Annotated in this window: 19 protein-coding genes and 1 tRNA gene; 9 read left to right on the top strand and 11 right to left on the bottom strand. The window is 71.9% G+C overall.

Annotated elements, in window-relative coordinates; genetic code table 11:
* Nucleotides 1-190 precede the first annotated feature (190 nt).
* From ACLJT4_RS04015 to ACLJT4_RS04005, 3 genes are all read right to left on the bottom strand, one after another.
* Nucleotides 191-616, bottom strand: a complete 426-nt coding sequence (locus ACLJT4_RS04015) for a cupin domain-containing protein (protein WP_078486987.1) — start codon at nt 614-616, stop codon at nt 191-193.
* A gap of 23 nt (nt 617-639) precedes the next feature.
* A complete protein-coding gene (gene coaE / locus ACLJT4_RS04010; RefSeq protein WP_411120990.1) occupies nt 640-1,230 on the bottom strand; it encodes a dephospho-CoA kinase in 591 nt (196 codons plus the stop codon).
* 223 nt (nt 1,231-1,453) lie between these two features.
* A complete protein-coding gene (locus tag ACLJT4_RS04005) occupies nt 1,454-2,401 on the bottom strand; it encodes a PAC2 family protein (RefSeq protein WP_016572060.1) in 948 nt (315 codons plus the stop codon).
* Between the two features lie 324 nt (nt 2,402-2,725).
* On the opposite strand from ACLJT4_RS04005, the gene ACLJT4_RS04000 reads away from it, so the two are divergent.
* Entirely contained in the window at nt 2,726-3,727 is a 1,002-nt protein-coding gene (locus tag ACLJT4_RS04000) for a right-handed parallel beta-helix repeat-containing protein (protein WP_411120989.1), read from the top strand.
* Between the two features lie 116 nt (nt 3,728-3,843).
* Here ACLJT4_RS04000 and rpsA read toward each other — a convergent pair whose 3' ends face one another.
* The gene (rpsA, locus tag ACLJT4_RS03995) at nt 3,844-5,355 is read right to left on the bottom strand and encodes a 30S ribosomal protein S1 (protein ID WP_016575406.1); all 1,512 of its coding nucleotides are present in this window, start codon (nt 5,353-5,355) and stop codon (nt 3,844-3,846) included.
* A gap of 371 nt (nt 5,356-5,726) precedes the next feature.
* On the opposite strand from rpsA, the gene ACLJT4_RS03990 reads away from it, so the two are divergent.
* A complete protein-coding gene (locus ACLJT4_RS03990) occupies nt 5,727-6,563 on the top strand; it encodes a methyltransferase domain-containing protein (protein WP_411120988.1) in 837 nt (278 codons plus the stop codon).
* 65 nt (nt 6,564-6,628) lie between these two features.
* Nucleotides 6,629-9,220, top strand: coding sequence for an ATP-dependent helicase HrpB (gene hrpB / locus ACLJT4_RS03985; protein ID WP_411120987.1), 2,592 nt, complete (start codon nt 6,629-6,631; stop codon nt 9,218-9,220).
* Nucleotides 9,221-9,364: 144 nt separating this feature from the next.
* Here the strand turns inward: hrpB and ACLJT4_RS03980 are convergent, their stop codons facing one another.
* The 3 genes from ACLJT4_RS03980 to ACLJT4_RS03970 form a co-directional block, all read right to left on the bottom strand.
* Complete coding sequence (locus ACLJT4_RS03980) at nt 9,365-10,360, bottom strand: DUF3068 domain-containing protein (protein ID WP_411120986.1); 996 nt, start codon at nt 10,358-10,360, stop codon at nt 9,365-9,367.
* Between the two features lie 72 nt (nt 10,361-10,432).
* On the bottom strand, nt 10,433-10,567 hold the full coding sequence (locus tag ACLJT4_RS03975; RefSeq protein ID WP_103377210.1) for an SPW_0924 family protein: 135 nt from the start codon (nt 10,565-10,567) through the stop codon (nt 10,433-10,435).
* A gap of 165 nt (nt 10,568-10,732) precedes the next feature.
* Nucleotides 10,733-12,595 carry a lytic transglycosylase domain-containing protein gene (locus ACLJT4_RS03970; protein ID WP_411120985.1) on the bottom strand — a complete coding sequence of 621 codons (1,863 nt, stop codon included), beginning with the start codon at nt 12,593-12,595 and terminating at the stop codon, nt 10,733-10,735.
* Nucleotides 12,596-12,772: 177 nt separating this feature from the next.
* On the opposite strand from ACLJT4_RS03970, the gene ACLJT4_RS03965 reads away from it, so the two are divergent.
* Nucleotides 12,773-13,654 (top strand): DUF4184 family protein, encoded by an 882-nt coding sequence (locus tag ACLJT4_RS03965; RefSeq protein ID WP_411120984.1) that lies wholly within the window; start codon nt 12,773-12,775, stop codon nt 13,652-13,654.
* Between the two features lie 55 nt (nt 13,655-13,709).
* Here ACLJT4_RS03965 and polA read toward each other — a convergent pair whose 3' ends face one another.
* Nucleotides 13,710-16,424: a DNA polymerase I gene (gene polA, locus ACLJT4_RS03960; protein WP_411120983.1), complete on the bottom strand. Its 2,715-nt coding sequence runs from the start codon at nt 16,422-16,424 to the stop codon at nt 13,710-13,712.
* A 256-nt stretch (nt 16,425-16,680) separates the two neighbouring features.
* On the opposite strand from polA, the gene ACLJT4_RS03955 reads away from it, so the two are divergent.
* Together ACLJT4_RS03955 and ACLJT4_RS03950 are read left to right on the top strand one after the other, a co-directional pair.
* Nucleotides 16,681-18,966: an FdhF/YdeP family oxidoreductase gene (locus ACLJT4_RS03955; RefSeq protein ID WP_411120982.1), complete on the top strand. Its 2,286-nt coding sequence runs from the start codon at nt 16,681-16,683 to the stop codon at nt 18,964-18,966.
* Between the two features lie 135 nt (nt 18,967-19,101).
* Complete coding sequence (locus ACLJT4_RS03950) at nt 19,102-19,575, top strand: PaaI family thioesterase (protein ID WP_016571173.1); 474 nt, start codon at nt 19,102-19,104, stop codon at nt 19,573-19,575.
* A 117-nt stretch (nt 19,576-19,692) separates the two neighbouring features.
* On the opposite strand, the gene ACLJT4_RS03945 is transcribed toward ACLJT4_RS03950, so the two are convergent.
* Nucleotides 19,693-20,370 carry an ANTAR domain-containing response regulator gene (locus ACLJT4_RS03945; RefSeq protein ID WP_411120981.1) on the bottom strand — a complete coding sequence of 226 codons (678 nt, stop codon included), beginning with the start codon at nt 20,368-20,370 and terminating at the stop codon, nt 19,693-19,695.
* 90 nt (nt 20,371-20,460) lie between these two features.
* Here ACLJT4_RS03945 and ACLJT4_RS03940 point away from each other — a divergent pair.
* Nucleotides 20,461-20,543, top strand: a tRNA-Leu gene (locus ACLJT4_RS03940).
* An 86-nt stretch (nt 20,544-20,629) separates the two neighbouring features.
* Nucleotides 20,630-21,418, top strand: a complete 789-nt coding sequence (locus ACLJT4_RS03935) for a helix-turn-helix domain-containing protein (protein ID WP_411120980.1) — start codon at nt 20,630-20,632, stop codon at nt 21,416-21,418.
* Between the two features lie 78 nt (nt 21,419-21,496).
* Here ACLJT4_RS03935 and pyk read toward each other — a convergent pair whose 3' ends face one another.
* The gene (gene pyk, locus ACLJT4_RS03930; RefSeq protein ID WP_411120979.1) at nt 21,497-22,939 is read right to left on the bottom strand and encodes a pyruvate kinase; all 1,443 of its coding nucleotides are present in this window, start codon (nt 22,937-22,939) and stop codon (nt 21,497-21,499) included.
* 145 nt (nt 22,940-23,084) lie between these two features.
* Entirely contained in the window at nt 23,085-23,804 is a 720-nt protein-coding gene (locus ACLJT4_RS03925; RefSeq protein ID WP_411120978.1) for an SIMPL domain-containing protein, read from the bottom strand.
* Nucleotides 23,805-24,033: 229 nt separating this feature from the next.
* Between ACLJT4_RS03925 and ACLJT4_RS03920 the strand changes: the two genes are divergently transcribed.
* Nucleotides 24,034-25,860 (top strand): bifunctional metallophosphatase/5'-nucleotidase, encoded by a 1,827-nt coding sequence (locus ACLJT4_RS03920; RefSeq protein WP_411120977.1) that lies wholly within the window; start codon nt 24,034-24,036, stop codon nt 25,858-25,860.
* The last annotated feature ends 35 nt before the right edge of the window (nt 25,861-25,895 follow it).

Below are 25,895 nucleotides of genomic sequence, written 5' to 3'. Positions count from 1 at the left end.
TGGCGCCGGGCTGGCCTCGAAGGACCATGCTCCGTACGGCGTTCTGTGCGGTGCAACAACGACGGCGTTAACACTTGGGTCCGTTGCCGCATTCCCCGGTCCGGCGGACTGGCCCCGCCGAGGCGCCCAGCCATCGGGGGCGCGTCCCGCACCGACGTCAGCCCCTCACGCTGACGTCGATGCACCACCGCTAGAGGCTGATGTGGTAGGCCTTGCGCAACGTCTCGTGCACCGTCCACCGCGTGCGGTCGCCCTCGCGCAGGACGCAGGCGTCGCCCGGTCCCACCTCCAGGACCTGGCCGCCCTCGACCTCGATGGTCGCCCGTCCGCTGACGACCACGAACAGTTCGTTCGCCTCGGTGTCCGTCACCACACCGGGGGTGATCTGCCAGATGCCCCGGATCTGGCTGCCATCCGGTGATTCCCACAGCACCTTGCCCGTCACCACCGGGTCTCCGGAGACGATCTGTTCGGGGTCGAGGGGCTCCGGCTCCAGGTCGGCGTCGGCGAGGCCGGGAACGTTCACCACGAACGACGCGGGAGCGGGGTCAACGGCCCCGGCACTCGATTCGGGGCCGGTGGCCGGGGACTTGGGATCAAGCTCGGTAGTTGTCATGGCGGTGAGGCTATCGTCCGACCTCAGGCACCCCGCAGGCGCTCCCACACCTCACGGACCTGCGGCTCCAGCGCCTCCAGCGGTCCGTCGTTGTCGATCACCAGGTCGGCGACGGCCAGCCGTTCCTTGCGGCTGGCCTGCGCGGCCATCCGCTGTGCCGCCTCGTCCGGGGTCATGCCGCGCAGCCGCACCAGCCGGTCCACCTGCGTCTCGGGCGTCGCGTCGACGACCACCACCAGGTCGTAGAGCGGCGCCAGGCCGTTCTCCGTCAGCAGTGGCACGTCGTGCACCACCACGGCGTCCGTCCCGGCGGACGCTTCGAGTTCGGCGGACCTCGCGCCGACCAGCGGGTGCACGATCGCGTTGAGCGCCTTCAACTTCTCGGGGTCGGAGAAGACCAGCGCACCCAGCTTGGGCCGGTCCAGGGTGCCGTCCGGCGCGAGGACGTCCGCCCCGAACTCCGCGACCACCGCGGCGAGTCCGGGCGTGCCCGGCTCGACGACCTCGCGTGCGATCTTGTCCGCATCCACGATCACCGCGCCGTACGACGCCAGCAACCGCGACACTGCACTCTTGCCGGCACCGATCCCGCCGGTCAGCCCCACCTTCACCATGGCCCCACGCTATACGGCCGGCACCACGAGCAGGACCTCCGGGCGGCGCACCGCGCACGAGGGAAACCTCGCCTCCGCTGCCAGGACCGACGCCCACCACATACGAGGAGCGGAGAACCACCGACGGCTCGGGGCGAAGGACACCAACCGGCATCCGCTGAGCGACAGTTACCGCCTCACGACCGACCGCGCCCCCGAACCGCCCCTCGGCATCCGCCTCAGCTCACGCCCCGCCGCCCTCGGCCTCGCGTTCCGCCAAGAAGCGTTCGAACTCGCGCCCGATCTCGTCGGCCGACGGAAGCTCCACAGGCTCAGCCACGAGACTCCCCCGGGTCTCGGCCCCGGCCACCGCGTCGTACTGGTGCTCAAGGCCACTGACCAGGGCGACCAGTTCCTCGTCGCCCTCGGAGATCTGTCGCTCGATCTCCTCCTGCGTGCGCAGCGCTTCCGTGCGCAGTGCGTGCGCGGCGTTCGGCAGCACCAGGCCGGTGGCGGCCGTCACCGCCTCCAGGGCGGTGAGCGCGGCGTCCGGGTACGCGGACCGTGCGATGTAGTGCGGGACGTGCGCCGCCACGCCCAGTACGTCGTGCCCCGCCTCTTCCAACCGGAATTCGATGAGGGACTCGGCGCTGCCGGGCACCTGGGCCTCGTCGAAGAAGCTGCTGTGCCCGGGCATCAGGTCCGTGCGGTTGCCGTGCGGGGTCAGACCCACGGGCCGGGTGTGTGGGACGCCCATCGGAATGCCGTGGAAGTTGACCGACAGCCGGACGCCCAGCCGCTCCACCATCTGCCGGACCGCCGCCGCGAACCGCTCCCACTCCACGTCCGGTTCGGGCCCGGACAGCAGCAGGAAGGGCGCACCGGTGGCGTCCTCGACCAGGTGGAGTTCGATGCGCGGCGTCTCGTACGCGGTCCAACGGTGCCGTTCGAAGGTGAGCAGCGGGCGGCGCGCCCGGTAGTCGACCAACCGGTCGTGGTCGAAGCGGGCCACGACCCGGTGCGGCAGGCCGTCGAGCAGCCTCTCCACGATCTGGTCGCCGGTCTCACCGGCGTCGATGTAGCCGTCGAAGTGGTACAGCAGCACCAGGCCGGCGGAATCCCTGGCAGTGATCGCCTCGACCGCCGCGAGCCCGCTCGGCTCCCATTCGTACAACCCCTGGGGATCCAACACAGTGACCGCTCCTCCTCGTGTCCATGAGCAAGAACACCCCGGACACCCCCGGGCATTCCCACCCCGGCCTTCCGCTCTCCGGTTCCGAACGTGCGGTCCGGCCCGACGCCCCCAGCCACGCCACCAAGCCCCCCGCCCGGCGCTCAGCCCCGCGCTTCCACTCAACACCACCCGTTCACATCACTGAACCCCACCCCGTCTCCGGCCCCCAACCTGCGCATCCCGGCGCGACCCCTTGACGCCCCTTGGTCCGGACCTCTAGCTTCACCACCGCTCCAGTGATTCACATTGCCGCCCAACGTTCATATACGGAAAGGCAGTTGCATGCGCACCGGCCCCCTCGCCGCCCTTGCCACCGCCGCGCTCCTGGCCGCCACCGGCGCCGCCACCACCGCCCAGGGCGCGCCCGCCCACCCCCGCGGCACCGTCTCCTCGGCCCCCTCCCCCGCCCGCGTGGTCGACGTCTCGACCGCCGCACAGCTCAAGAGCGCGCTGGCCGCCGCCCGCCCCGGAGACACCATCCAACTCGCCGACGGCGCCTACCGCGGCAACTTCGCGGCCGCCACGGCCGGCGACGCCGCCTCCCGGATCACGCTCACCGGCTCGTCGAAGGCCGTGCTCACGGCGAGCGGCGGCTACGGACTCCACCTGGACGGGGCCTCGCACTGGACCGTGAAGGGGCTCACGGTCACCGGCGGCCAGAAGGGCATCGTGATGGACGCCGCGAACGGCGTGGTGATCGACGCCGTCACCGTCCACGACCTGGCCATGGAGGGCGTGCACTTCCGCTCGTCCAGCAAGGACGGAATCATCCGGAACTCCACCATCCGTGACACCGGCAAGGACGGTCGGGGGATGGGCGAGGGCGTCTACGTGGGCAGTGCGGGCGGCACGGACGACAAGAGCGACAACGTGCAGGTCCTGCACAACACCATCGGCCCGGGCATCGGCGGCGAGAACGTCGACGTGAAGGAGGGCACGACCGGTGCCAAGCTCATCGGGAACACCTTCGACGGCAGCGGACTGACCGGCGCCAACTTCGACGACTCCTGGGTCGACATCAAGGGCAACGGGGTCCTCGTCCAGGACAACACCGGCATCCACACCACGAACAACGGCTACGAGACCCACTCCCCACAACCGGGCTGGGGATGCGGCGCGGTCTTCCGCGGCAACCGGTCCGATCTGAGCGGCGCCACCGGCTCGGGCCGATACGGCTTCAACATCACCAACTACCGCGCGGCCGACTGCCCGGTCACCATCGCGGGCGACAACACGATCACCGGCGGCCGGGCCACCGCCAACCCCGGAATCCCCGTCGGCTGACGAGCGCCGCGGCGCAACGCCGCCGCCCCCACGGCATGACGAAGGCCCGCCCCCGAAGGGAGCGGGCCTCGCGTCTTCAGCTACCTCAACCGGCTAGCGCTGACGGTCGGAACCGTTCAGCTCTGGCCGCCGGCCAGCTTCTCGCGGAGCGCGGCGAGGGCCTCGTCCGACGCCAGGGCGCCGGAGTTGTCCGCCGACTCCGAGGAGTACGAGCCACCGGAGACGTTGCCGCCGCCGCCCTGGCCGCCGGCCGCCGGAGCGGCAGCGCCCTCGGCCGCAGCCTGCTCGTCGGCCTCGCGGGACTTGATGACCTGGGCCTGGTGCTGCTCGAAGCGCTGCTGCGCCTCGGCGTACTGGTTCTCCCAGGCCTCGCGCTGCGTCTCGTAGCCCTCGAGCCAGTCGTTGGTCTCGGGGTCGAAGCCCTCGGGGTAGATGTAGTTGCCCTGGTCGTCGTAGGACGCGGCCATGCCGTACAGGGTCGGGTCGAACTCGACCGCCGACGGGTCGGCACCGAAGGACTCGTTGGCCTGCTTCAGCGAGAGGCTGATGCGACGACGCTCGAGGTCGATGTCGATGACCTTGACGAAGATCTCGTCGTTGACCTGGACGACCTGCTCCGGGATCTCCACGTGGCGCTCGGCCAGCTCGGAGATGTGGACCAGACCCTCGATGCCCTCGTCCACGCGGACGAACGCACCGAACGGCACCAGCTTCGTGACCTTGCCGGGCACGACCTGGCCGATCTGGTGGGTGCGGGCGAACTGCTGCCACGGGTCTTCCTGGGTCGCCTTGAGCGACAGGGAGACGCGCTCGCGGTCCATGTCGACGTCCAGGACCTCGACCGTGACCTCCTGGCCGACCTCGACGACCTCGGAGGGGTGGTCGATGTGCTTCCAGGACAGCTCGGAGACGTGGACGAGACCGTCGACGCCACCCAGGTCCACGAAGGCACCGAAGTTGACGATGGAGGAGACGACGCCGGAGCGCACCTGACCCTTCTGGAGGGTGGTGAGGAAGGTCTGACGGACCTCGCTCTGGGTCTGCTCCAGCCAGGCGCGGCGGGACAGGACCACGTTGTTGCGGTTCTTGTCCAGCTCGATGATCTTGGCCTCGAGCTCCTTGCCCACGTAGGGCTGAAGGTCGCGGACACGGCGCATCTCGACCAGGGAGGCCGGGAGGAAGCCGCGGAGGCCGATGTCGAGGATGAGACCACCCTTGACGACCTCGATGACGGTACCGGTGACGATCCCGTCCTCTTCCTTGATCTTCTCGATGGTGCCCCAGGCACGCTCGTACTGGGCGCGCTTCTTCGAGAGGATCAGGCGGCCTTCCTTGTCCTCCTTCTGGAGGACGAGGGCCTCGATCTCGTCACCGACGGCGACGACCTCGTTGGGGTCGACGTCGTGCTTGATCGAGAGCTCACGGCTCGGGATGACGCCTTCGGTCTTGTAACCGATGTCGAGCAGGACCTCGTCCCGGTCGACCTTCACGATGACGCCGTCGACGATGTCGCCGTCGTTGAAGTACTTGATCGTCTCGTCGATCGCGGCGAGGAAAGCTTCCTCGTTACCGATGTCGTTGACCGCAACCTGCGGGGTGGTGGCGGTGGTCTCGGTGCTGCTCGTCATGTGGGAAAGGGCTCCGGTACGGACATTGAAGTCGTAGGTACTGCTACGCCGAGAGCCCGTATCGCCTCTGCATCAGACCGGACAGCGTCTAAGGCGCATCCTCCGGAGGCCCCGCAAACCGGAGCAACCCGAAACGCCTCAAAACCGAGGGGACATTCATACAGATGCAAGCGCGGCCTACTCCGTCCGAGGCACGCAGGCCCGCAGCGCAACTTGTAGCATACGGGGGCAGCCGGACAGGGTCAATGCGCGAAAGGCGCACACCGGGGACAGAGCGCCCCATAACCGGCGCACGCGATGTTCCGCGAGGTCGTACGACCTCCCAGTCCCCCGCTGCGACAAGCACAGCGAAGACTACGACGACGGGCGCGATGAGCCAATACGCGAAGGACGACGAGCCGGAGGCGACCCGCCGTGACGCCTCGGACGCCGAGAGCAGCCGGGCCAGCCGAGGCTGGTGGGACCGCAATGCGGACGACTACCAACGGGAACACGGCGGCTTCCTCGGGGACGACCGTTTCGTGTGGGGCCCGGAGGGGCTCGACGAAGCGGACGCCGCGCTGCTGGGGCCGGCCGCGGAGCTGAAGGGCCGGCGGGTCCTGGAGATCGGCGCCGGGGCGGCGCAGTGCTCGCGCTGGTTGGCGGCGCAGGGCGCACTGCCGGTGGCGCTGGACCTCTCCCACCGGCAGCTCCAGCACGCACTGCGGATCGCCGGCGACGACACCGGTGGCGGCCCGCTCGACCTCGTGCAGGCGGACGCGGGCGCGCTGCCGTTCCACGACGGCAGCTTCGACCTGGCGTGCTCCGCCTACGGGGCGCTGCCCTTCGTCGCCGATCCGGTGCGGGTGCTGCGCGAGGTCCGGCGGGTGCTGCGGCCGGGCGGGCGGTTCGTGTTCTCGGTGACCCATCCGATCCGCTGGGCGTTCCCCGACGAGCCGGGGCCGGAGGGCCTGTCGGTGGCGGCCTCCTACTTCGACCGCACGCCCTACGTCGAGCAGGGCGACGACGGGCGGGCGGTGTACGTGGAGCACCACCGCACGGTCGGTGACCGGGTGCGGGACGTGGTGGCCGCCGGCTTCCGGCTGGTGGACCTCGTCGAACCGGAGTGGCCGGACTGGAACGCCCAGGAGTGGGGCGGCTGGTCGCCGCTGCGCGGGCACCTGATTCCGGGGACGGCGATCTTCGTCTGCACGGCGGACGGGGCGTAGGGCCCGGGGCGGAGCGCGGTGGGGCGGGCGGCCGGCGCGGTCCGGCCGGGCGGCAGACTGGAGCGGTGAGCCTCCCCCCTTCTCCGGCCGCGGGCACGCCCGGTGCCGCCCTCGCCCAGCTGCCCGTCCGCAGTGCGCTGCCCGCGCTGCGCAGCGCCCTCGACACCGCCGGTGCCGCGGTGCTGTGCGCGCCGCCCGGCACCGGCAAGACGACCCTGGTGCCGCTGGAGCTCGCGGGGCTGACCGGTGCGGGGCCGCGGCGGCGGGTCCTCGTCGCCGAGCCGCGCCGGATCGCGGCCCGTGCCGCGGCCCGGCGGATGGCGTGGCTGCTGGGCGAGCGGGTGGGCGACCGCGTCGGTTTCACGGTGCGCGGGGAGCGGCGGGTCGGGCCCCGCACGGCGGTGGAAGTGGTGACCACCGGGGTGCTGCTGCAACGGCTGCAGCGCGATCCGGAGCTGGCCGGGGTGGACGTCGTGGTGTTGGACGAGTGTCACGAGCGGCATCTGGACGCCGACACCTGTGCGGCCTTCCTCCTCGACGTCCGGGCGACGCTGCGTCCGGAGTTGCAGCTGCTGGCCGCCTCCGCGACGACCGACGCCCAGGGATGGGCGCGGCTGCTGGGCGGCGACGGGGAGCCGGCTCCCGTGATAGCGGCTGACGGGGTCTCGTACCCGGTGGACGTCGTGTGGGCGCCGCCGGAGCGGCCGGTCGCGCCGGCGCACGGGATGCGGGTGGATCCGGCGCTGCTGGCGCACGTCGCCGCCGTGGTGCGGCGGGCGCTGCGCGAGCAGACCGGTGACGTGCTGTGCTTCCTGCCCGGCGTCGGGGAGATCGCGCGGGTCGCGGGGCAGCTGGCCGGGGTGGACGCCGAGGTGCTGCAGGTGCACGGGCGGGCGCCGGCCGAGGTGCAGGACGCGGTGCTGGCCGGTGGGGAGGGGGTGCGTCGGGTGGTGCTGGCGACCTCCGTGGCGGAGTCGAGCCTGACCGTGCCGGGGGTCCGGACCGTGGTGGACAGCGGGCTGGCCCGGGTGCCGCGGCGGGACCACGCGCGCGGGCTCAGCGCGCTGGCGACCGTACGGGCCTCGCGGGCGGCCGGGCGGCAGCGGGCCGGACGGGCCGGGCGGCAGGGGCCCGGGGTGGTCTACCGCTGCTGGGCCGAGGCGGAGGACGGGCGGCTGCCGCGCTTCCCGGACCCCGAGATCAAGGTCGCCGACCTGACGGCGTTCGCCCTCCAGGTGGCCTGTTGGGGCGATCCGACGGCGAGCGGGCTGGCGCTGCTCGACGCGCCGCCGGGCGGGGCGCTGGCCGCGGCCCAGGAGGTGCTGGCGGCGATCGGCGCGGTGGACGGCGCGGGCCGGTCGACCGGACGGGGCGTGCGGATGGCGCGGCTCGGGCTGCACCCGCGGTTGGCCCGCGCCCTGGTGGACGGCGGGGCCGAGGTCGGCACACGGCGCGCGGCGGAGGTGGTGGCGCTGCTCAGCGAGGAACCGCCGCGGTCCTACGGGGACGACTTGGCCGCCGCGTGGCGCACCGCGCGCCGGGGCGGCGACGCCTACGCGGCGCGCTGGCGGCAGGAGGCGCGGCGGCTCGCGACGACGGACGGTCCTCCCGCGCGGGAGGACGGCGGGCGTCCGCAGCCGGCCGCCGGGGGCACCGGGTCCGACGACGCCGTGGCGGGGCTGATCGCGGCGCTGGCCTTCCCCGAGCGGGTGGCCCGGGCGCGCGGCGCCGGAGGCTATCTGATGGCGTCCGGGACCGGCGCCGATCTGGCCGAGGGCCGGGACGGGGACGGGTCGCGGCTGCGGGACGCGCCGTGGCTGGCGGTCGCGGTGGCGGACCGGCCGGTCACCGCGGCGGCCGCGCGGATCCGGCTCGCGGCGGTGATCGACGAGGAGACCGCCCGCAGCGCGGCGGGGGCGCTGTACGCCGCCGGGGAGGAAGTGCACTGGGCGGACGGGGAGGTGGTGGCCCGGCGGGTGTCCCGGCTGGGCGCGATCGAGTTGACGGCCCGGCCGCTGACCGCGCCGGATCCGGCGCTGTTGCGGGACGCGGTCGTCGACGGCCTGCGGCGGGAGGGGCTCGGGCTGCTGCGGTGGACGGCCGGGGCGACCGCGGTGCGGCAGCGGATGGCCTTCCTGCACCGGGAGTTGGGCGCGCCGTGGCCGGACGTGTCGGACGCGGCACTGCTGGAGCGCGTCGAGGACTGGTTGGGGCCGGAGTTGGGGCGGGCGCGGCGGCGGGCCGACCTGGGACGGGTGGACGCGGGCCAGGCGCTGCCCCGGCTGCTGCCGTGGGCGACCGGGGAGGCGGTGCGCTTCGAGGAGCTGGCGCCGGAGCGGATCGAGGTGCCGAGCGGGTCCCGGGTCCGCGTGGACTACGAGGGCGAGCAGCCCGTACTGGCCGTCAAGTTGCAGGAGTTGTTCGGACTGCGGGAGTCGCCGCGGGTGGCGGGCGGGCGGGTGCCGGTGTTGGTACACCTGCTCTCCCCTGCCGGTCGGGCGGCGGCGGTCACTGCGGACCTGGCCTCCTTCTGGCGAGACGGTTACCGGTCCGTCCGGGCGGAGTTGCGCGGCCGCTACCCCAAGCACCCCTGGCCGGAGGACCCGTCGACGGCCGAGGCGACCCGGCACACCTCGGCGCGGCTGCGGCGGGGGTGACGGCCCGCCGGGCGGGGCGGTCCCGCTGCGCGGCGGACGGTCTCGCGCGGCGCGCCCTCCCAGGGCCGCGGGGCGCGTCAACTCCCGTGCGCGGCACGGCGTTCGGGGGCGGTGCGGTCGGTTCGTCGGCGTCATGTCTCCACGCTACGGCGCACCACTGACAACGCCCTCGGTCGCCGGTGGCGCGGGGTCGGGGCGGGGCCGTCGACCGCGGGACTCCAGGTACAGGCTGAGGGCGAGGAGGATCGCGCCGAGGCCCAGGAAGCCCCAGGGGAGGTAGCTGGTGAGCAGCAGGACGAGGGTGCGTTGGGACGTGACGAGGGCCAGCGTGGAGTCGACGTAGTCGGCGCGCATCTTGACGTGACCGGCGAAGGCGGTGACCTTGCCGCCGCCGGGCAGCAGTTGGCCGCCGCGCAGCTCCTCCTTGTGGATCTCCTCGCCGTTGACCGGGGCTCCGGTGACCGGGTCGACCCAGAACATCCGCGTGGTGGAGTACCAGCGGGTGGTGCCCATCTTCTCGACGGCCTGCGGGGTGATGCCCTTGACCGGCATCTTCTTGGGGAGTGGGACCTTGGTCCAGGGGATGGTCTGCTCGAAGTAGTAGACCTCCAGGCCGTGGAAGGTCCGGGTCCCCTTGTAGTGGATGGGGGCGGAGGTGCGGGTCTGCGGGTCGAAGTAGGAGTAGTCGCGCTTCTCGGTGAGGAACGGCCACTTGTACTCGATGCCGGAACGCCGCACGGGGTCGCCGTCGACCATCTCGCCGGCGGCGTGGACCGGATCCTGGGAGTGCGCGTCGAAGATGTAGCGCTCGGGGATCTCGGAGACCATCTTGCCGTCGGGGCCGGCCACGTAGGAGAGCGCGTTCCAGACCACGACGTCGCGGCCGGTGCCGCGTTCGATCCGGTGGGCCTCGGCGACGTCGCCCTTGAGGGTCTGCACGATGGTGACCTTGGGAACCTGTCGGGCCTTCATGGTGCCGTAGTCGAGGAGGGTGGCGGGCCGGGCCTCCAGCACCATGTCCTGGTACTGGCTGGGCGGGATCTTGGCGAGGCGGGGGAAGGCGTACCACCGCATCAGCGGGGACAGGGCGGTGAAGAAGGCGGCGAGGCCGAGCAGGACGAGGCTCGCGGTGCGGCGCATCCCTCTCGGCGGCTTTGACGGGTGCGCCCCTTTGCCGGGCGGGGTTCGGCGCATGGTGGTGGCGGCCCTCCCTCAGGGGTGTGCAGGGACGGTGGTCAACAGCGGTTTGGGGGAGGTGCGGCCCTCGGGGGCGCCGATCGCGGTGACGGTGAAGATGAGGGCGAGCGCCGCGGCCAGGCCGACCGCGGCTGCTATCAGGGCGCGCATGGCCGTCCTCCCGGAGAACTGAACTGATGCAGCGTCAGGGCGGGGGCACGGTAGCAACGGGCGGTCGAGATGAGAACACGTTTCACCGCCACCGCCGCCCCGCCCGGTGAACGGGCGCGGCGGCGGTGGCGGCGGTGGTGGTGGTGGTGCGGTCGGGCCGGTCCGTCAGGAGGCGGCGGCCGGTGCCGTGACGGTGAGGGTGACGGTCAACACGGCACCGTCCGCGGTGGTCAGCCGGAGCCGGAAGGTGCCGGCGTGGGCGTCGGTGTAGATCTTCGGGAGGGTGAGCAGGCCGTCCGCGTCGGTGGTGAGGCCGGTGAGGGTGCGGACCGGCTTGTCCTTGTCGGCGCCGGTGGCCTTGGGGTCCTTGAAGTAGGGGCCGCGGTCGTTCTCCACCGGCTTCTTCGGGTCGTCGGTGATCAGCGTCGCGGTGACCGCGGCCCCGGCCGCGGCCTTGCCCCGGTAGGTGGCCTTGATCCGGACGGCATCGTCGGCGTACGCCCCGCCGGCCGCGGTGGTGAGCGCCTCGTCGGAGGTCCGGGCGAGCGCGTCGGCCTTCGGCGCGGGCTTGGCGGTGACAGTGCCGGCAAAGTCGACGGGGCGCACGGTGCGGTCGACGGCGGTGGCGCGGACGGTGAACGGGCCGGCCGTGTCACCGGCGCGCAGCGTCGGGGCGGTGGCCAGGCCGTCCTTGTCGGTGGTCACGGTGACCTCGGTGGTGCCGCCGGGGAGGGGGGCACCACCGGCCCGAACGAAGCCGAGACCCCGCGGGAGGGCGCCGGCGAGGGCGAAGCGGATCTTCGCGCCGACCATCGGCTTGCCGTCGGCGTCCTTGGCGCGGATCCGGGGCGCGGTGGCGAAGTCGGTGCCCACGGTGGCGGTGAGGGCCTTGCCGTCCTTGTCGGCGACGGCCTCGAGGGCGGTGAGCGGGGCGGGCTTCGTGGGCGGCTTCGGGGTGGGCGTCGGCTTCGGGTCCGGGGCCGGCTTCGGGGCGGGCGCGGGGGTGCCGGTGTCGTCGCCGTGGGTGGGGCCGGTGGAGCCGTGGGGTGCGGACGGACCGCCCGGGACGGCCGGCTCGTCGGGCTTCGTCCGGCCGGCCGTGCCGCCCGGGGCGGTCGGGGCGTCCTTCGCGCCGCCGCGGTCGCCCTTCGCCGTGCCGCCACCGGCGTGGGTGGTGCCGCCGCCACGGTGTGCGGGCAGCGGGCCCTTGCCGTCCGGGACCTCGAAGGTGCCCTTCTGGTAGAAGCCGTACCAGGACAGCACCAGTTGCAGGTACTCGCGGGAGTTGTTGTAGCCGAGGACGGCTCGGTCCAGGTCGGCCTGGACCGACAGGTCGCGGCCGTTGGCGCAGAGGTAGCGGCCGGCGGCGAGGGTTGCGTCGAAGACGTTGTTGGGGTCCTTGACGCCGTCGCCGTTGCCGTCGGCGCCCCAGCCCGTGCCGCCCGGGCCCCCTTGGGACCAGGTGGAGGGGATGAACTGCATCGGCCCGACGGCCCGGTCGTGGGTGGTGTCACCGTCGTAGCGACCGTGGTCGGTGTCGGGTATCAGGGCGAAGCCGTTGCCGTCGAGCTGGGGGCCGAGGATCGGCTGGAGCGTGGTGCCCGCTGCGTCGACGGCGCCGCCCCGGGCGTGGCCGGACTCCACCTCGCCGATGCCGGCGAGCAGTTGCCAGGGCAGTCGGCAGCCGGGGGCGGAGGCGCGGAGGTCGGCCTCGGCCTTCTTGTAGGCGGCCAGGACGGTGGCCGGAATGCCGGCCTGGGACGGCCCGTGCACGGGAGTGCCGGTGCCCCCGGGCTGGCCGGAACTGTGTGGTGGGGTGGGGGTCTTACGGGGTGGCGCGTCGGTGAAGAACGACGAGCCGCCGTCGATGGGGGTGCCCGCGGGCGGCGCGGGGCTGCGGTCGGCGCGACCGGCCGGGCGGTCCGCGGCACCGGGCGCCTGGGAGGCGGTCAGCGCGGCCAGCGCCGCCGCTGCCACCGCCGTCGAGGCCGCTCCCCTGTGAAGCCGCCGCCGGAATGTGGCTGCCATACCTGGTATCCCCTCCGTCTCGACTGCCGCGCGCGGCGCCGGTTTCCCGGCTCTTCGTGCGTGCCGCCGCAGGGCGCTCCCCAGCGCCTCAACTGCGGCGACACTACGGCAACTCGGGCCTCACAGCCACTACTCCCATCGGCCACATAATGAACCGAATCGATCGAGGAGAGGCAGATGCCGTTCACCCTGAGCCATGCCGCCGCGGTCCTGCCGCTCGTCCGTCGAACCGGCGCGGCGCGCGGTCCCCTGATCACCTCGGCGCTGGTCGCCGGCTCGTTCGCACCGGACGTGACGTACTACGCCGGCACCGTGGTACCGGGTGGTATGGCGTTCGGCGCGGTCACCCACGCCCCGGTCGGTGTGGTGACGGTGGACGTGCTGCTCACCGCGGTGTTGGTCGGCGGCTGGCTGCTGGTGCGCGCGCCGCTGCTGGCGCTGTTGCCGCCGGGCGGGCGGGAGCGGCTCGGGGCGTTCGTCCGGGGCGGGGTGCGGCGGCGGACGCTGCGCGAACGGGCGGCGCTGGTGGGGTGGTTCGCGGTGTCGGCGGTGCTCGGCTCGGCGTCCCACGTGGTGTGGGACGCGTTCACCCATCCCGGCAGCTGGGGCACCCGGCTGGTTCCCGCGCTCAACACGGTGGTGGGCGACCGTCCGCTGGCCATGCATGTGCAGTACGGGACCTCGGCGCTGGCGCTGGTGGGGATCGGGTGGTTCCTGTGGACGGCGCTGCGGCGGCGCCCCGCGGCGGGCAAGGGCGGCGCGGGGCGCGCGGCTCCCGAACTGTCGCTGCGACTGCGGCTGTTGCTCGCCGCCCCGGTCGTCCTGGGAGTACTGCTGGGCGCCGGCTACCGCACGGAGCGGGCGTACGCCGTCCACGGGGCGGCGGTGGGGTGGTTCGACTATCTGCCGGACCTGCTCTTCGGGGCGGGCGCCGGGCTCGTACCAGGGCTGCTGGCCTGTGCGGCGGCGTTCCGGCTGGTGGACCGCAGGGCCCGGCTACGCGGCGCCGCGGCGGACGGGACCGCGCCCGGGCGTCCGGCGGGCGCCGGGGCCGCCTGACGCGGCGGCCCGGGACGGAGCGTACGGCGCGGGCACCGTACGCCCCGGGCGCCGGTCAGTGCGCCGCCGACTCCCAGTCCTCGCCGGAGCCGACCGAGACGTCGAGCGGGGCGCGGAGTTCGACGGCGGCGGCCATCTCCCTGCGGACCAGCTCCTCGACCGCGGCGCGCTCGCCGGGAGCCACCTCGACCACGATTTCGTCGTGGACCTGGAGCAGCATCCGGGAGGACAGCTCCGCCGCGCGCAGCGCGACGTCGACCCGCAGCATCGCGATCTTGACGATGTCGGCTGCGGTGCCCTGGATCGGGGCGTTCAGCGCCATCCGCTCGGCCATCTCGCGACGCTGGCGGTTGTCGCTGTTGAGGTCGGGCAGGTAGCGGCGGCGGCCCAGGATCGTCTCGGTGTAGCCGGTGGCGCGGGCCTCCTCGACGACCCGCTGGAGGTACTCGCGCACCCCGCCGAACCGCTCGAAGAAGGTGTCCATCAGCTTGCGGGCCTCGTCGGGCTGGATGCCCAGCTGCTGGGAGAGCCCGAACGCGGAGAGCCCGTAGGCCAGGCCGTACGACATCGCCTTGATCTTGCGGCGCATCTCCGGGTCGACCGCGGTCTTGTCGACCGAGAAGACCTGCGAGGCGACGGTGGTGTGGAGGTCCTCGCCGGAGGTGAACGCCTCGATCAGGCCCTCGTCCTCGGAGAGGTGCGCCATCACCCGCAGCTCGATCTGGCTGTAGTCGGCGGTCAGCAGCGACTCGAAGCCCTCGCCGACGACGAAGCCGCGGCGGATCGCCCGACCCTCGTCCGTCCGCACCGGGATGTTCTGCAGGTTGGGGTCGGTGGAGGACAGGCGGCCGGTGGCGGCGACGGTCTGGTTGAAGGTGGTGTGGATCCGGCCGTCCGCGGCGATGGTCTTGATCAGGCCCTCGACCGTGGTGCGCAGCTTGGCCTGCTCCCGGTGCCGGAGCATGATCACCGGGAGTTCGTTGTCCGTCTGGCCGGCCAGCCAGGCCAGTGCGTCGGCGTCGGTGGTGTAGCCGGTCTTGGTCTTCTTGGTCTTGGGCAGGGCCAACTCGCCGAAGAGGACCTCCTGGAGCTGCTTGGGCGAGCCGAGGTTGAACTCGTGGCCGGCGGCGGCGTGCGCCTCCTTGACGGCCTGCTGCACGGCGCCCGCGAACTGCTGCTCCATGCGCTCCAGCCAGCCGCGGTCGGCGGCGATGCCGGCCCGCTCCATCCGGGCGAGCAGCTCACTGGTGGGCAGCTCGACGTCGCGCAGCAGGTCGGTGGCGCCGACCTCGGCCAGCTTCGCGCCGAAGGCCGTCCCGAGGTCCAGGACCGTGCGGGCCTGCGCCATCAGGGCCTCCGCCTCGGCCTGCTCGTCCGCGCCGAACGCCAACTGCCCGTCGCCGGCGGCGGCCGGGGCGAGGTCGCGACCGAGGTACTCGATGGAGAGGGCGTCCAGCGCGAAGGAGCGGCGGCCGGGCGTGACCAGGTAGGCGGCGAGTGCGGTGTCCATGGCGACGCCGTCGATGCGCCAGCCGTGCTCGCCGAAGACCCGCATCAGGCCCTTGGCGTTGTGCATCACCTTGGGGCGGGCCGCATCGGCACTCCAGGCGGCGAAGGCCCGCTCGTCGGCCTCGTCCAGCTGGGACGGGTCGAACCAGGCGGCCGGGCCGTGCCCGGTGGCCAGCGCCACCTCGGCGACGCTGCCGCTGCCCAGCGTCCACACGTCGACGGTGGCCACGCCCAGCGGTCCGGTGCCGTGCTCGGCCAGCCACGGGGCGAGCTGGCCGGTGCCGAGGACCGTGCCGTCCACCTCGACGCCGGCGGCCGGCTCGACCGGCTCGGCGCTCTCGGCGGCGCCCGGGTCCACGGCCAGGAGGCGGTCCCGCAGGCCCTGGTTGCGGATCTCCAGGGCGTTGAGGAAGACCTTGAGGGCCTCGCGGTCGTAGGGCGCGCGGGTCAGCTCGGCCGGGCCGCAGGACAGCTCGACGTCGCGGACCATCTCGGTCAGCCGGCGGTTGAGCTTGACCGACTCCAGGTGGTCGCGGAGGTTCTGCCCGGCCTTGCCCTTGACCTCGTCGACGCGCGCCACCAGCTCGGCGAACGAACCGAACTGGTTGATCCACTTCGTGGCGGTCTTCTCGCCGACGCCCGGGATGCCCGGGAGGTTGTCCGACGGGTCGCCACGCAGGGCCGCGAAGTCCGGGTACTGGGCGGGGGTCAGGCCGTACTTCTCGGCGACCTTCTCCGGGGTGAAGCGCGTCAGCTCGGAGACGCCCTTGGTCGGATAGAGGACCGTGACGTCCTCGGAGACCAGCTGGAAGGAGTCGCGGTCGCCGGTGACGATGGCGACCTCGAAGCCCTGGGCGGTGGCCTGGGTGGCCAGCGTGGCGATCACGTCGTCGGCCTCGAAGCCGTCCACCGCGAAGCGCTTGACGTGCATCGCGTCGAGGAGCTCGCCGATCAGCTCGACCTGGCCCTTGAACTCGTCGGGCGTCTTGGAGCGGTTCGCCTTGTACTCGGGGAACTCCTCGGAGCGCCAGGTCTTGCGCGAGACGTCGAACGCCACCGCGAAGTGCGTGGGCGCCTCGTCACGCAGGGTGTTCGCGAGCATCGACGCGAAGCCGTAGATCGCGTTGGTCGGTTGCCCGGTCGCGGTGGTGAAATTCTCCACGGGCAGGGCGAAGAACGCCCGGTACGCCATGGAATGCCCGTCCATCAGGAGCAGGCGTGGACGGCTGCCCGCCGCCTCGGTGCCGGTCGCTTCGCTCATCTTCGCTGCCTTTCCTGCCACGCCCCCGATCCTGCCACGGTCCACTGACAATCCCCGCCGCGGCGGGATCCGCCGGGCCGACGGACCGCCCCGCAGAGCGCCCAGGGCCCCTTGCCGCGCCGCGCCCACCGCCGCCCGGTCCCCTTACTCGCCCCGGCCCGTCCATGACAGGATCGGAGGCCCACGAACCAGATGTGTACGGCAACGATCCGCCGCGACCCGGCGGCCCCCGGCACACGACCCCAGGGAGAGCGCCATGGCAGGCAAGCCGCCCGCTTCGGACCCGGTCCAGGACGCGCCCGAGGTCAGCGCGCCCCAGCACTCGGCGGTCGGCATCCCGGCCATCACCCACGCGCTGAAGATCTCCCAGCAGCAGATGGGCGTGCGCCGCACCGCCCTCACCCTGCTGCGGGTCAACCAGAAGAACGGCTTCGACTGCCCCGGCTGCGCCTGGCCCGAGGGCGACAAGCGGCACGCCGCCGAATTCTGTGAGAACGGCGCCAAGGCCGTCGCCGAGGAAGCCACCCTGCGGCGGGTCACCCCCGACTTCTTCGCCGCCCACCCGGTCGCGGACCTCGCCACCCGCAGCGGCTACTGGCTCGGCCAGCAGGGCCGCCTCACCCACCCCATGTACCTCCCCGAGGGCGCCGAGCGCTACGAGCCGGTCACGTGGGAGCGCGCCTTCGACCTCATCGCCGAGGAGCTCACCGCCCTCGACTCCCCCGACGAGGCCGTCTTCTACACCTCCGGCCGGACCAGCAACGAAGCCGCCTTCCTCTACCAGCTCTTCGCCCGCGAGTTCGGCACCAACAACCTCCCCGACTGCTCCAACATGTGCCACGAGTCCTCGGGCTCGGCACTGACCGACACCCTCGGCGTCGGCAAGGGAAGCGTCCTGCTGGAGGACCTGTACAAGGCCGACCTGATCATCGTCGCCGGCCAGAACCCGGGCACCAACCACCCGCGGATGCTCAGCGCGCTGGAGAAGGCCAAGGCCGGCGGCGCCAAGATCATCTCGATCAACCCGCTGCCCGAGGCCGGCCTGGAGCGGTTCAAGAACCCCCAGACCCCGCGCGGCCTGGCCGGCGGCGGCACCGCCCTGACCGACCTCTTCCTCCAGGTACGGCTCGGCGGCGACCAGGCCCTCTTCCGCGCCCTCAACCGGCGCATCCTGGAGACGGACGGCGCCCTCGACGAGGACTTCCTGCGCGAACACACCCACGGCTTCGAGGAGTTCGCGACCCTGGCCCGCGCCGGCGAGGACGCCGACGACACGCTGCGCGCCACCGGCCTCACCCACGACGAGATCGAGCGCGCCCTCGCCATGGTCCTCGCCTCCGAACGCACCATCGTGTGCTGGGCGATGGGCCTGACCCAGCACAAGCACTCCGTCCCCACCATCCAGGAAGTCGTCAACTTCCTCCTGCTGCGCGGCAACATCGGCCGTCCCGGAGCCGGCGTCTGCCCCGTACGGGGCCACAGCAACGTCCAGGGCGACCGCACCATGGGCATCTTCGAACGGCCCGCCCCGGCCTTCCTCGACGCCCTGGAGGAGGAGTTCGGCTTCGCCCCGCCCCGCGAGCACGGCTACGACGTCGTCCGCGCCATCCGCGCCCTGCGCGACGGACACGCCAAGGTCTTCTTCGCCATGGGCGGCAACTTCGTCTCCGCCACCCCCGACACGGACGTCACCGAGGCCGCCGTCCGCCGCGCCCGCCTCACCGTGCACGTCTCCACCAAGCTCAACCGCTCCCACGCGGTGACCGGCGCCCGCGCCCTGATCCTGCCGACCCTGGGCCGCACCGAACGCGACCGCCAGGCGAGCGGCGACCAGTTCGTGACCGTCGAGGACTCCATGGGCATGGTGCACGCCTCCCGCGGCCGCCTGGAGCCCGCCGGCCCCCGACTGCTCTCCGAGCCGGCCATCGCCGCCCGCCTCGCCCGCCGCGTCCTGGGCGACAGCAGCAGCACCCCCTGGGAGGACTTCGAGCAGGACTACGCCACGATCCGCGACCGGATCGCCCGCGTCATCCCCGGCTTCGAGGACTTCAACGCCAAGGTCGCCCACCCCGGAGGCTTCGCCCTGCCGCACGCCCCCCGGGACAGCCGCAGCTTCCCCACCGCCACCGGGAAGGCCAACTTCACCGCCGCCCCCGTGGAGTTCCCCACCGCCCCCGAAGGCCGGCTGCTCCTGCAGACGCTGCGCTCGCACGACCAGTACAACACCACCATCTACGGCCTCGACGACCGCTACCGCGGCATCAAGAACGGCCGCCGGGTCGTCCTCGTCAACCCCGACGACGCCGACCGACTGGGCTTCGCCGACGGCGCCTACGCCGACCTGATCAGCGAGTGGACCGACGGCAGCGAACGGCGCGCCCCCGGCTTCCGGGTGGTGTACTACCCCACCGCCCGCGGCTGCGCGGCCGCCTACTACCCGGAGACCAACGTCCTGGTCCCGCTGGACCACACCGCGGACACCAGCAACACCCCGGCCTCGAAGTCGGTGGTCGTCCGGCTGGAGGCCGCACGGGAGGGCTGAGCGCCGGGGACGGCACGCGGCCCCGGCCGCCAACGGGCACCCCGCCACGGGCACCCGCCCGAAGACCTGATAGGAACGGGCCCAGATCCGCGACGATCAAGGGCACGTTCGAGGGCGAGCGAAACGGAGCAGTCCATGGGTGAGCAGAGCACGACCACGTTCCCGCAGGAGATCCTCGACCAGTGGGCCGGCATCGGGGTCGACCTGCCCGCCCTGTTCTCCGCCGGACACCTGGGCGAGCGGATGAGCATCCGGGTCACCGAGGCCGGCCCCGAGCGCGTCGTCGGCACCATGCCCGTCGAGGGCAACACCCAGCCCTACGGGCTGCTGCACGGCGGCGCCTCCGCGGTGCTGGCCGAGACCCTCGGCTCGGTGGGCGCGATGTTGCACGGCGGCCCGACCAAGGCGGCCGTCGGCGTCGACCTCAACTGCACCCACCACCGCGGCGTCCGCTCGGGACTGATCACCGGTGTGGCCACGCCCGTGCACCGCGGCCGGTCCACCACCACCTACGAGGTCACCCTCACCGACGAAGCCGGCAAGCGGGTCTGCAGTGCCCGCCTGACCTGCCTGCTGCGCGACGCCGACCCCGGCATGTACCGCGCCTGACGTCGGATACCGGCCAACCGGCCGGCGCCCCGGCGCCGGCCGTCACGGCCCCGCACACGCGAAATCGCCGGCGGCGTCCCTGAGGACACCGCCGGCGACCGACGAACCGAACCGGGCCTACTCGCCCTTGTCCTGCTCCTTCGGCTGCTCCTTGGACTGCTGGCGCTCCGCCGCGTCCTGGATGACCGCCTCGGCCACCTGCTGCATCGACAGCCGACGGTCCATCGACGTCTTCTGGATCCACCGGAACGCGGCCGGCTCCGTCAGCCCGTACTGGGTCTGGAGGATGCTCTTCGCCCGGTCCACCAGCTTCCGCGTCTCCAGCCGCTGGGTGAGGTCGACGACCTCCTTCTCCAGCGCCCGCAGCTCGGTGAACCGCGACACCGCCATCTCGATGGCCGGCACGACGTCGCTCTTGCTGAACGGCTTGACCAGGTACGCCATGGCCCCGGCGTCCCGGGCCCGCTCCACCAGCTCGCGCTGCGAGAAGGCGGTCAGCATCAGGACCGGCGCGATGCTCTCCTCGGCGATCTTCTCGGCCGCCGAGATGCCGTCCAGGACCGGCATCTTCACATCCAGGATCACCAGATCGGGGCGGTGCTCCCGGGCCAGTTCCACGGCCGTCTGACCGTCTCCGGCTTCACCGACGACGGAGTAGCCCTCTTCCTCCAGCATCTCCTTGAGGTCGAGGCGGATCAGCGCCTCGTCCTCGGCGATCACGACGCGCGTGGTCAGCGGCGGGACGTGCGACTGGTCGTCATCGGCGACGGGCTGCTGGGGCTCGGCGGCGCTCAAGGGGACTCCTCGTTCCAGGCAGGTGGTGCCATTGCAGCCTACCTAGAGGCGGTCGGCGTTACTCACACGGTATGGTGTCTCGTGCCGCCGGCCGGGTTGGTGGAATGGCATACACGGATGTCTCAAACACATCTGCCCGAAAGGGCTTGCGGGTTCGAATCCCGCACCCGGCACTCACAGACCGAGCGGAATTTCACCTTCTCGTGAAGTTCTCTCTGAATCATTCCTTCCGCACGCCCCCGTCACGCACAGTGACGGTATGCGATTCCACGACACACACGTACGCCAGCAGGCAGTCGCCGAGCTCCGCGCGGGGGCGAGCAACGCAGACGTCGCCCGCGCCCTGGACGTCCCTCTCGGCACCATCGGCTATTGGCGACATATGGACCGCGCCAAACGCGGCGAGTGCCCAGGGCGCCATGACCCGTCGTGCCCTCGCTGTGACGGCCGCGAGGTCGACGGAGCGGCCTACTCCTACCTCCTGGCGCTCTACCTCGGCGACGGCCACATCATCCAGTACTCGGGGCACCGCGTGCCGAGCCTCATGATCACGTGCGCCGACAACTGGCCCGGGCTCATGGACGACTGCGAGACCGCACTGCGGACGGTCTTCCCGGACAACTCGGTGTGCCGGGTGCGCAAGCAGGGCTGCCACAACGTGAAGGTCTACTCCAAGCACTTACCGTGCATGTTTCCTCAGCACGGCCCCGGCAAGAAGCACGAGCGGCCGATCGTCCTCGAAGGGTGGCAGCAGGGAATCGTTCACGACCATCCCTGGGAGTTCATCCGAGGGCTCGTCCACTCTGACGGATGCCGCATCACCAACTGGACGACGCGGACGGTCCGCGGCGAGCGCAAACGCTACGAGTACCCGAGGTACTTCTTCACCAATACGTCCACCGACATATTGCGGCTCTACACCGACGCCCTGGACAGGACCGGAGTCGCCTGGAAGCACACCCGTCAGTCCCGCGCGGCGAAGACCGTCTCCGTCGCCAAGCGCGACTCCGTGGCCCTCATGGACCAACACATCGGGCCGAAGTACTGACAGGGACGGCAGTCAGGTACCTCGGCCCAGCTCTTCGTGGTGCGGTGGTGCGGTGGTGCGGGGTGTGCGGCGGGACGGTTACCGCGCCGGGTGGATGTCGTCCTCGCCGATGTGGTGGACGCGGACGAGGTTGGTGGAGCCCGGGACGCCGGGCGGGGAGCCGGCGGTGATGATGACGACGTCGCCCTTCTTGCAGCGCCCGATCTTCAGCAGCTGCTCGTCGACCTGGGCGACCATCTCGTCGGTGGAGTTGACGGTGGGACCGAGGAAGGTCTCCACGCCCCAGGTGAGGTTGAGCTGGGAGCGGGTGGCGGGGTCGGGGGTGAAGGCGAGGAGGGGGATGGGCGAGCGGTAGCGGGAGAGGCGGCGGACGGTGTCGCCGGACTGGGTGAAGGCGACGAGGAACTTCGCGCCGAGGAAGTCGCCCATCTCGGCGGCGGCGCGGGCGACGGCGCCGCCCTGGGTGCGCGGCTTGCTGCGTTCGGTCAGCGGCGGGAGCCCCTTGGCGAGGATGTCCTCCTCGGCGGCCTCGACGATGCGGCTCATGGTGCGGACCGTCTCGGTGGGGTACTTGCCGACACTGGTCTCGCCGGAGAGCATCACGGCGTCGGTGCCGTCGATGATCGCGTTGGCCACGTCGCTCGCTTCGGCCCTCGTGGGGCGGGAGTTGTCGATCATCGAGTCGAGCATCTGGGTGGCGACGATGACCGGCTTGGCGTTGCGTCGGGCGAGTTTGACGGCGCGCTTCTGGACGATCGGGACCGTTTCCAGGGGCATTTCGACGCCGAGGTCGCCGCGGGCGACCATGATGCCGTCGAAGGCGGCGACGATGTCGTCGATGTTCTCGACGGCCTGGGGCTTCTCGACCTTGGCGATGACGGGGAGGAAGCGGTTCTCCTCGCGCATGATGCGGTGGACGTCCTGGATGTCGCGGCCGCTGCGGACGAAGGAGAGGGCGATGACGTCGGCGCCGTAGCGCAGGGCCCAGCGGAGGTCGTCCTGGTCCTTCTCCGAGAGGGCGGGGACGGAGACGGCCACGCCGGGGAGGTTGAGCCCCTTGTGGTCGGAGACCATGCCGCCTTCGATGACCTTGGTGTGGACGCGGGGTCCTTCGACGGCGGTCACTTCGAGGGTGACCTTGCCGTCGTCGACGAGGATCCGCTCGCCGGGGGTGACGTCGCCGGCGAGGCCGGGGTAGGTGGTGCCGCAGGTGTGCCGGTCGCCCTCGATGCCGTCCTCGACGGTGATGGTGAAGACGTCGTCGCGTTCAAGGAGTACGGGACCTTCGCGGAATCGGCCCAGGCGGATCTTCGGGCCTTGAAGGTCGGCGAGGATTCCGACGCTGCGGTGGGATTCTTCGGATGCTTTGCGGACCCGGTCGAACCGCGCTTCGTGGTCGGCGTAGGTGCCGTGGCTGAGGTTGAAGCGGGCGATGTCCATTCCGGCGTCGACGAGGGCTTTGATCTGCTCGTACGAGTCGGTGGCGGGTCCTAGTGTGCAGACGATCTTTGCTCGGCGCATGTTTCGACCCTATGACTTACCCGGCGGTAGGGAACTGTGGGGACATGACTGCTCAACGACCGCTTGGTGAAAGGCTGTTGACAAGTAATGGAATGGGCGCTCAGCCGCTCCGATGAGCAGAATTACGGCTTCGCGCGGGGTGGTCTCACAGTGCGGGACGGGTCATGGTGAAGCGTGCGTTGACGCTGGCGTAGACGGTCTGGCGCTGGGGTTCGAGGTCGAGGGCGGGGGTGGCGTCGAGGCCGGCGCCGCGGGCGCCGCCGGGGGCCGCGAAGCCGTAGCCCTGTTGCTGCGGGTGGCCTTCGGCGCCGAGGTCGGCGATTTCGAGGACGGCGTCGAGGTGGGCGCCGAGGGCTTCGGCGTATTCGCGGGCGCGTTGGACGGCTTCGTGGACGGCCTGGGTGCGGGCGCTGCGGTGGGCGGGCGAGTCGGGGCGGAGGGCCCACCAGGGGCCGTCGACGCGGGTGAGTTCGAGGTCGGCGAGGCGGGTGGCGAGTTCGCCGAGGGCGGTGAAGTCGTTGAGGGTGGCGGTGACGGTGACGCGGCCCTGGTAGGCGCGGATGCGTTCGTGGCGGCCCTTGTCGGTGAGTTGGGGGGTGAGGGTGAAGCTGCCGGTTTCCAGTTTCTCGACGGCGTCGCCGTAGCTCTTGATGAGGGTGAGGGCGTGTTCGTTGCGGCGGGTGAGGTCGGTGAGGGCGGTTTTGCGGTCGGTGCCGCGGGCGGTGACGGTGACGGTGATGCGGGCGGTTTCGGGGTCGACTTCGAGGCGGGCTTCGCCACGGACGGCGAGACGGGGGGCGTCGGGGGTGCCGTAGGGCAGGGCCGGGTTGGTGGGGGTGGTGGGGGTGGTGAAGTCGTCGGTCATGGGGGTGGGTGCCCTTCTGGTGCGGGGGTCGGGGGTCTGGAGTTGCAGGGTTGCACAGTGGGGGCGGGGTGCGGTTGGTCATCGGATCGCAACCTGTGGGGGGTGTTGCGCCGGGGGCGGCTGCGCCAGAATCTACGCGCGTTGCCCGGGTCGTTGCGTCCGGGCTTGCCGTGCGGTGCCGGGCGTGCACCGCGGGCTGTCAGGCACCGTGTTCTTTCTGGGAGTTGCGATGACGTTCGACCGGAGGAAGTTCCTGGGTGGTTCCGTGGTGACGGGGGCGGGGGTGGTGCTCGCGGGGGCGGGCGCGCCGGCTGCCGCCGCGGCGCCGGTCGGGACGGCCGGCGGGGGCGGTGCGCACGGTCCGGGCGGCGGGCGGGACCGCTACGCGTTCACGGTGATGGGGACGACGGACCTGCACGGGAACGTCTTCAACTGGGACTACGCCACCGACGCGGAGTTCGACGACAAGGACCACAACGACGTCGGCCTGGCGAAGATCTCCACGCTGGTGCACGACGTCCGCCGCGCGAAGGGGCGGGAGAACACCCTGCTGATCGATGCGGGCGACACCATCCAGGGCACGCAGTTGGCGTACTACTACGCGAAGGTGGATCCGATCACGGGTCCGCGCGGTCCGGTGCATCCGATGGCGCGGGCGATGAATGCGATCGGCTACGACGCGGCGGCGCTGGGGAATCACGAATTCAATTACGGGATTCCGGTGTTGCGGAAGTTCGAGGAGAGTTGCCGCTTTCCGCTGTTGGGGGCGAATGCGGTGGACGCGAAGACGCTGCGGCCGGCGTTCCGGCCGTATGTCATCAAGCGGATGCGGACGGCGCGCGGCCGGGACGTGCGGGTGGCGGTGCTGGGGCTGACGAATCCGGGCATCGCGATCTGGGACAAGGCGAACGTGCAGGGGAAGCTGGCGTTCCCGGGGCTGGTGGAGCAGGCCGCGAAGTGGGTGCCCAAGCTGCGGTCGATGGGTGCCGACGTGGTGGTCGTGGCGGCGCATTCGGGGACCAGCGGCACGTCGTCGTACGGGGACCAGTTGCCGTACGTGGAGAACGCGGCGGTATTGGTGGCGGAGCAGGTGCCGGGGATCGACGCGATCCTGGTGGGGCACGCGCATGTGGAGATCCCGGAGCGGCGAGTGGTGAACAAGGCGACGGGCCGGGAGGTGGTGCTGTCGGAGCCGTTGAAGTGGGGGCAGCGGCTGACGTGCTTCGACGTGGAGGTGGAGTGGCGTCGGGGGCGTTGGGCGGTGGCGTCGGTGGCGTCGAAGGTGCTCAATACCAACGCGGTGGCGGAGGATCCGCGGATCACGCAGATGCTGCGGTCGGCGCACGCCAAGGTCGTGACGTACGTGAACCGGGTGATCGGGAAGTCGACGGTCGCGATGTCGGCGGCCGAGGCGCCGGTGAAGGACGCGCCGGTGCTGGACTTCATCGCGTTCGTGCAGGCGGAGGCGGTGCGCAAGGCGCTCGCCGGGTCGGCGCACGTGGGGCTGCCGGTGGTGTCGCAGGCGTCGTGCTTCTCGCGGACGGCGAACGTGCCGGCGGGGGAGGTGTCGATCCGGTCGATGGCGGCGCTGTATCCGTTCGACAACACCCTGGAGGCACGGGTGTTGACGGGGAAGCAGTTGCGCGAGTACCTGGAGTTCTCGGCGCGGTACTACGTGCAGACGGCGCCGGGCGGTCCGGTGGATGCGGCGCGGATCACCAATGCGGACGGGACGCCGGACTACAACTACGACGCGGTGCGCGGGGTCGGGTACGAGATCGACATCGCGAAGCCGGCGGGTCAGCGGATCGGGAAGCTGACGTTCGACGGGAAGCCGGTGGCGGATGCGGCGCGGTTCGTGTTGGCGGTGAACAACTACCGGGCGAGTGGTGGTGGCGGCTTCCCGCACGTGGCGTCGGCCGAGCAGGTGTGGTCGACGTCGGAGGAGATCCGGAATCTGATCATCGCGTGGGTGGAGGCGAGCGGGGTGATCGATCCGGCGGCGTTCGCTTCGGTGGAGTGGAGGCTGACGCGGGACGGGGTGCCGGTGTTCTAGGCGCGGGGCGGGTGTGCGCGCGGTCCGCGGGCCGT

The sequence above is a fragment of the Streptomyces sp. x-19 genome, from assembly GCF_046549115.1.
GTDB lineage: Bacteria > Actinomycetota > Actinomycetes > Streptomycetales > Streptomycetaceae > Streptomyces > Streptomyces albulus_C.
This window is presented reverse-complemented; position numbering and strand designations above follow the sequence as displayed.

Excerpts from the sequence above, each read along its gene's own strand:
- rpsA (WP_016575406.1), bottom strand. The coding sequence starts at position 5,355 with ATGACGAGCAGCACCGAGACCACCGCCACCACCCCGCAGGTTGCGGTC.
- ACLJT4_RS03990 (WP_411120988.1), top strand. The coding sequence starts at position 5,727 with ATGAGCCAATACGCGAAGGACGACGAGCCGGAGGCGACCCGCCGTGAC.
- ACLJT4_RS03975 (WP_103377210.1), bottom strand. The coding sequence starts at position 10,567 with ATGCGCGCCCTGATAGCAGCCGCGGTCGGCCTGGCCGCGGCGCTCGCC.
- ACLJT4_RS03970 (WP_411120985.1), bottom strand. The coding sequence starts at position 12,595 with ATGGCAGCCACATTCCGGCGGCGGCTTCACAGGGGAGCGGCCTCGACG.
- ACLJT4_RS03980 (WP_411120986.1), bottom strand. The coding sequence starts at position 10,360 with ATGCGCCGCACCGCGAGCCTCGTCCTGCTCGGCCTCGCCGCCTTCTTC.
- ACLJT4_RS03925 (WP_411120978.1), bottom strand. The coding sequence starts at position 23,804 with ATGACCGACGACTTCACCACCCCCACCACCCCCACCAACCCGGCCCTG.
- ACLJT4_RS03950 (WP_016571173.1), top strand. The coding sequence starts at position 19,102 with ATGGGTGAGCAGAGCACGACCACGTTCCCGCAGGAGATCCTCGACCAG.
- ACLJT4_RS03920 (WP_411120977.1), top strand. The coding sequence starts at position 24,034 with ATGACGTTCGACCGGAGGAAGTTCCTGGGTGGTTCCGTGGTGACGGGG.
- ACLJT4_RS03935 (WP_411120980.1), top strand. The coding sequence starts at position 20,630 with ATGCGATTCCACGACACACACGTACGCCAGCAGGCAGTCGCCGAGCTC.
- ACLJT4_RS03955 (WP_411120982.1), top strand. The coding sequence starts at position 16,681 with ATGGCAGGCAAGCCGCCCGCTTCGGACCCGGTCCAGGACGCGCCCGAG.
- pyk (WP_411120979.1), bottom strand. The coding sequence starts at position 22,939 with ATGCGCCGAGCAAAGATCGTCTGCACACTAGGACCCGCCACCGACTCG.
- ACLJT4_RS03965 (WP_411120984.1), top strand. The coding sequence starts at position 12,773 with ATGCCGTTCACCCTGAGCCATGCCGCCGCGGTCCTGCCGCTCGTCCGT.
- ACLJT4_RS04015 (WP_078486987.1), bottom strand. The coding sequence starts at position 616 with ATGACAACTACCGAGCTTGATCCCAAGTCCCCGGCCACCGGCCCCGAA.
- coaE (WP_411120990.1), bottom strand. The coding sequence starts at position 1,230 with ATGGTGAAGGTGGGGCTGACCGGCGGGATCGGTGCCGGCAAGAGTGCA.
- polA (WP_411120983.1), bottom strand. The coding sequence starts at position 16,424 with ATGAGCGAAGCGACCGGCACCGAGGCGGCGGGCAGCCGTCCACGCCTG.
- ACLJT4_RS04000 (WP_411120989.1), top strand. The coding sequence starts at position 2,726 with ATGCGCACCGGCCCCCTCGCCGCCCTTGCCACCGCCGCGCTCCTGGCC.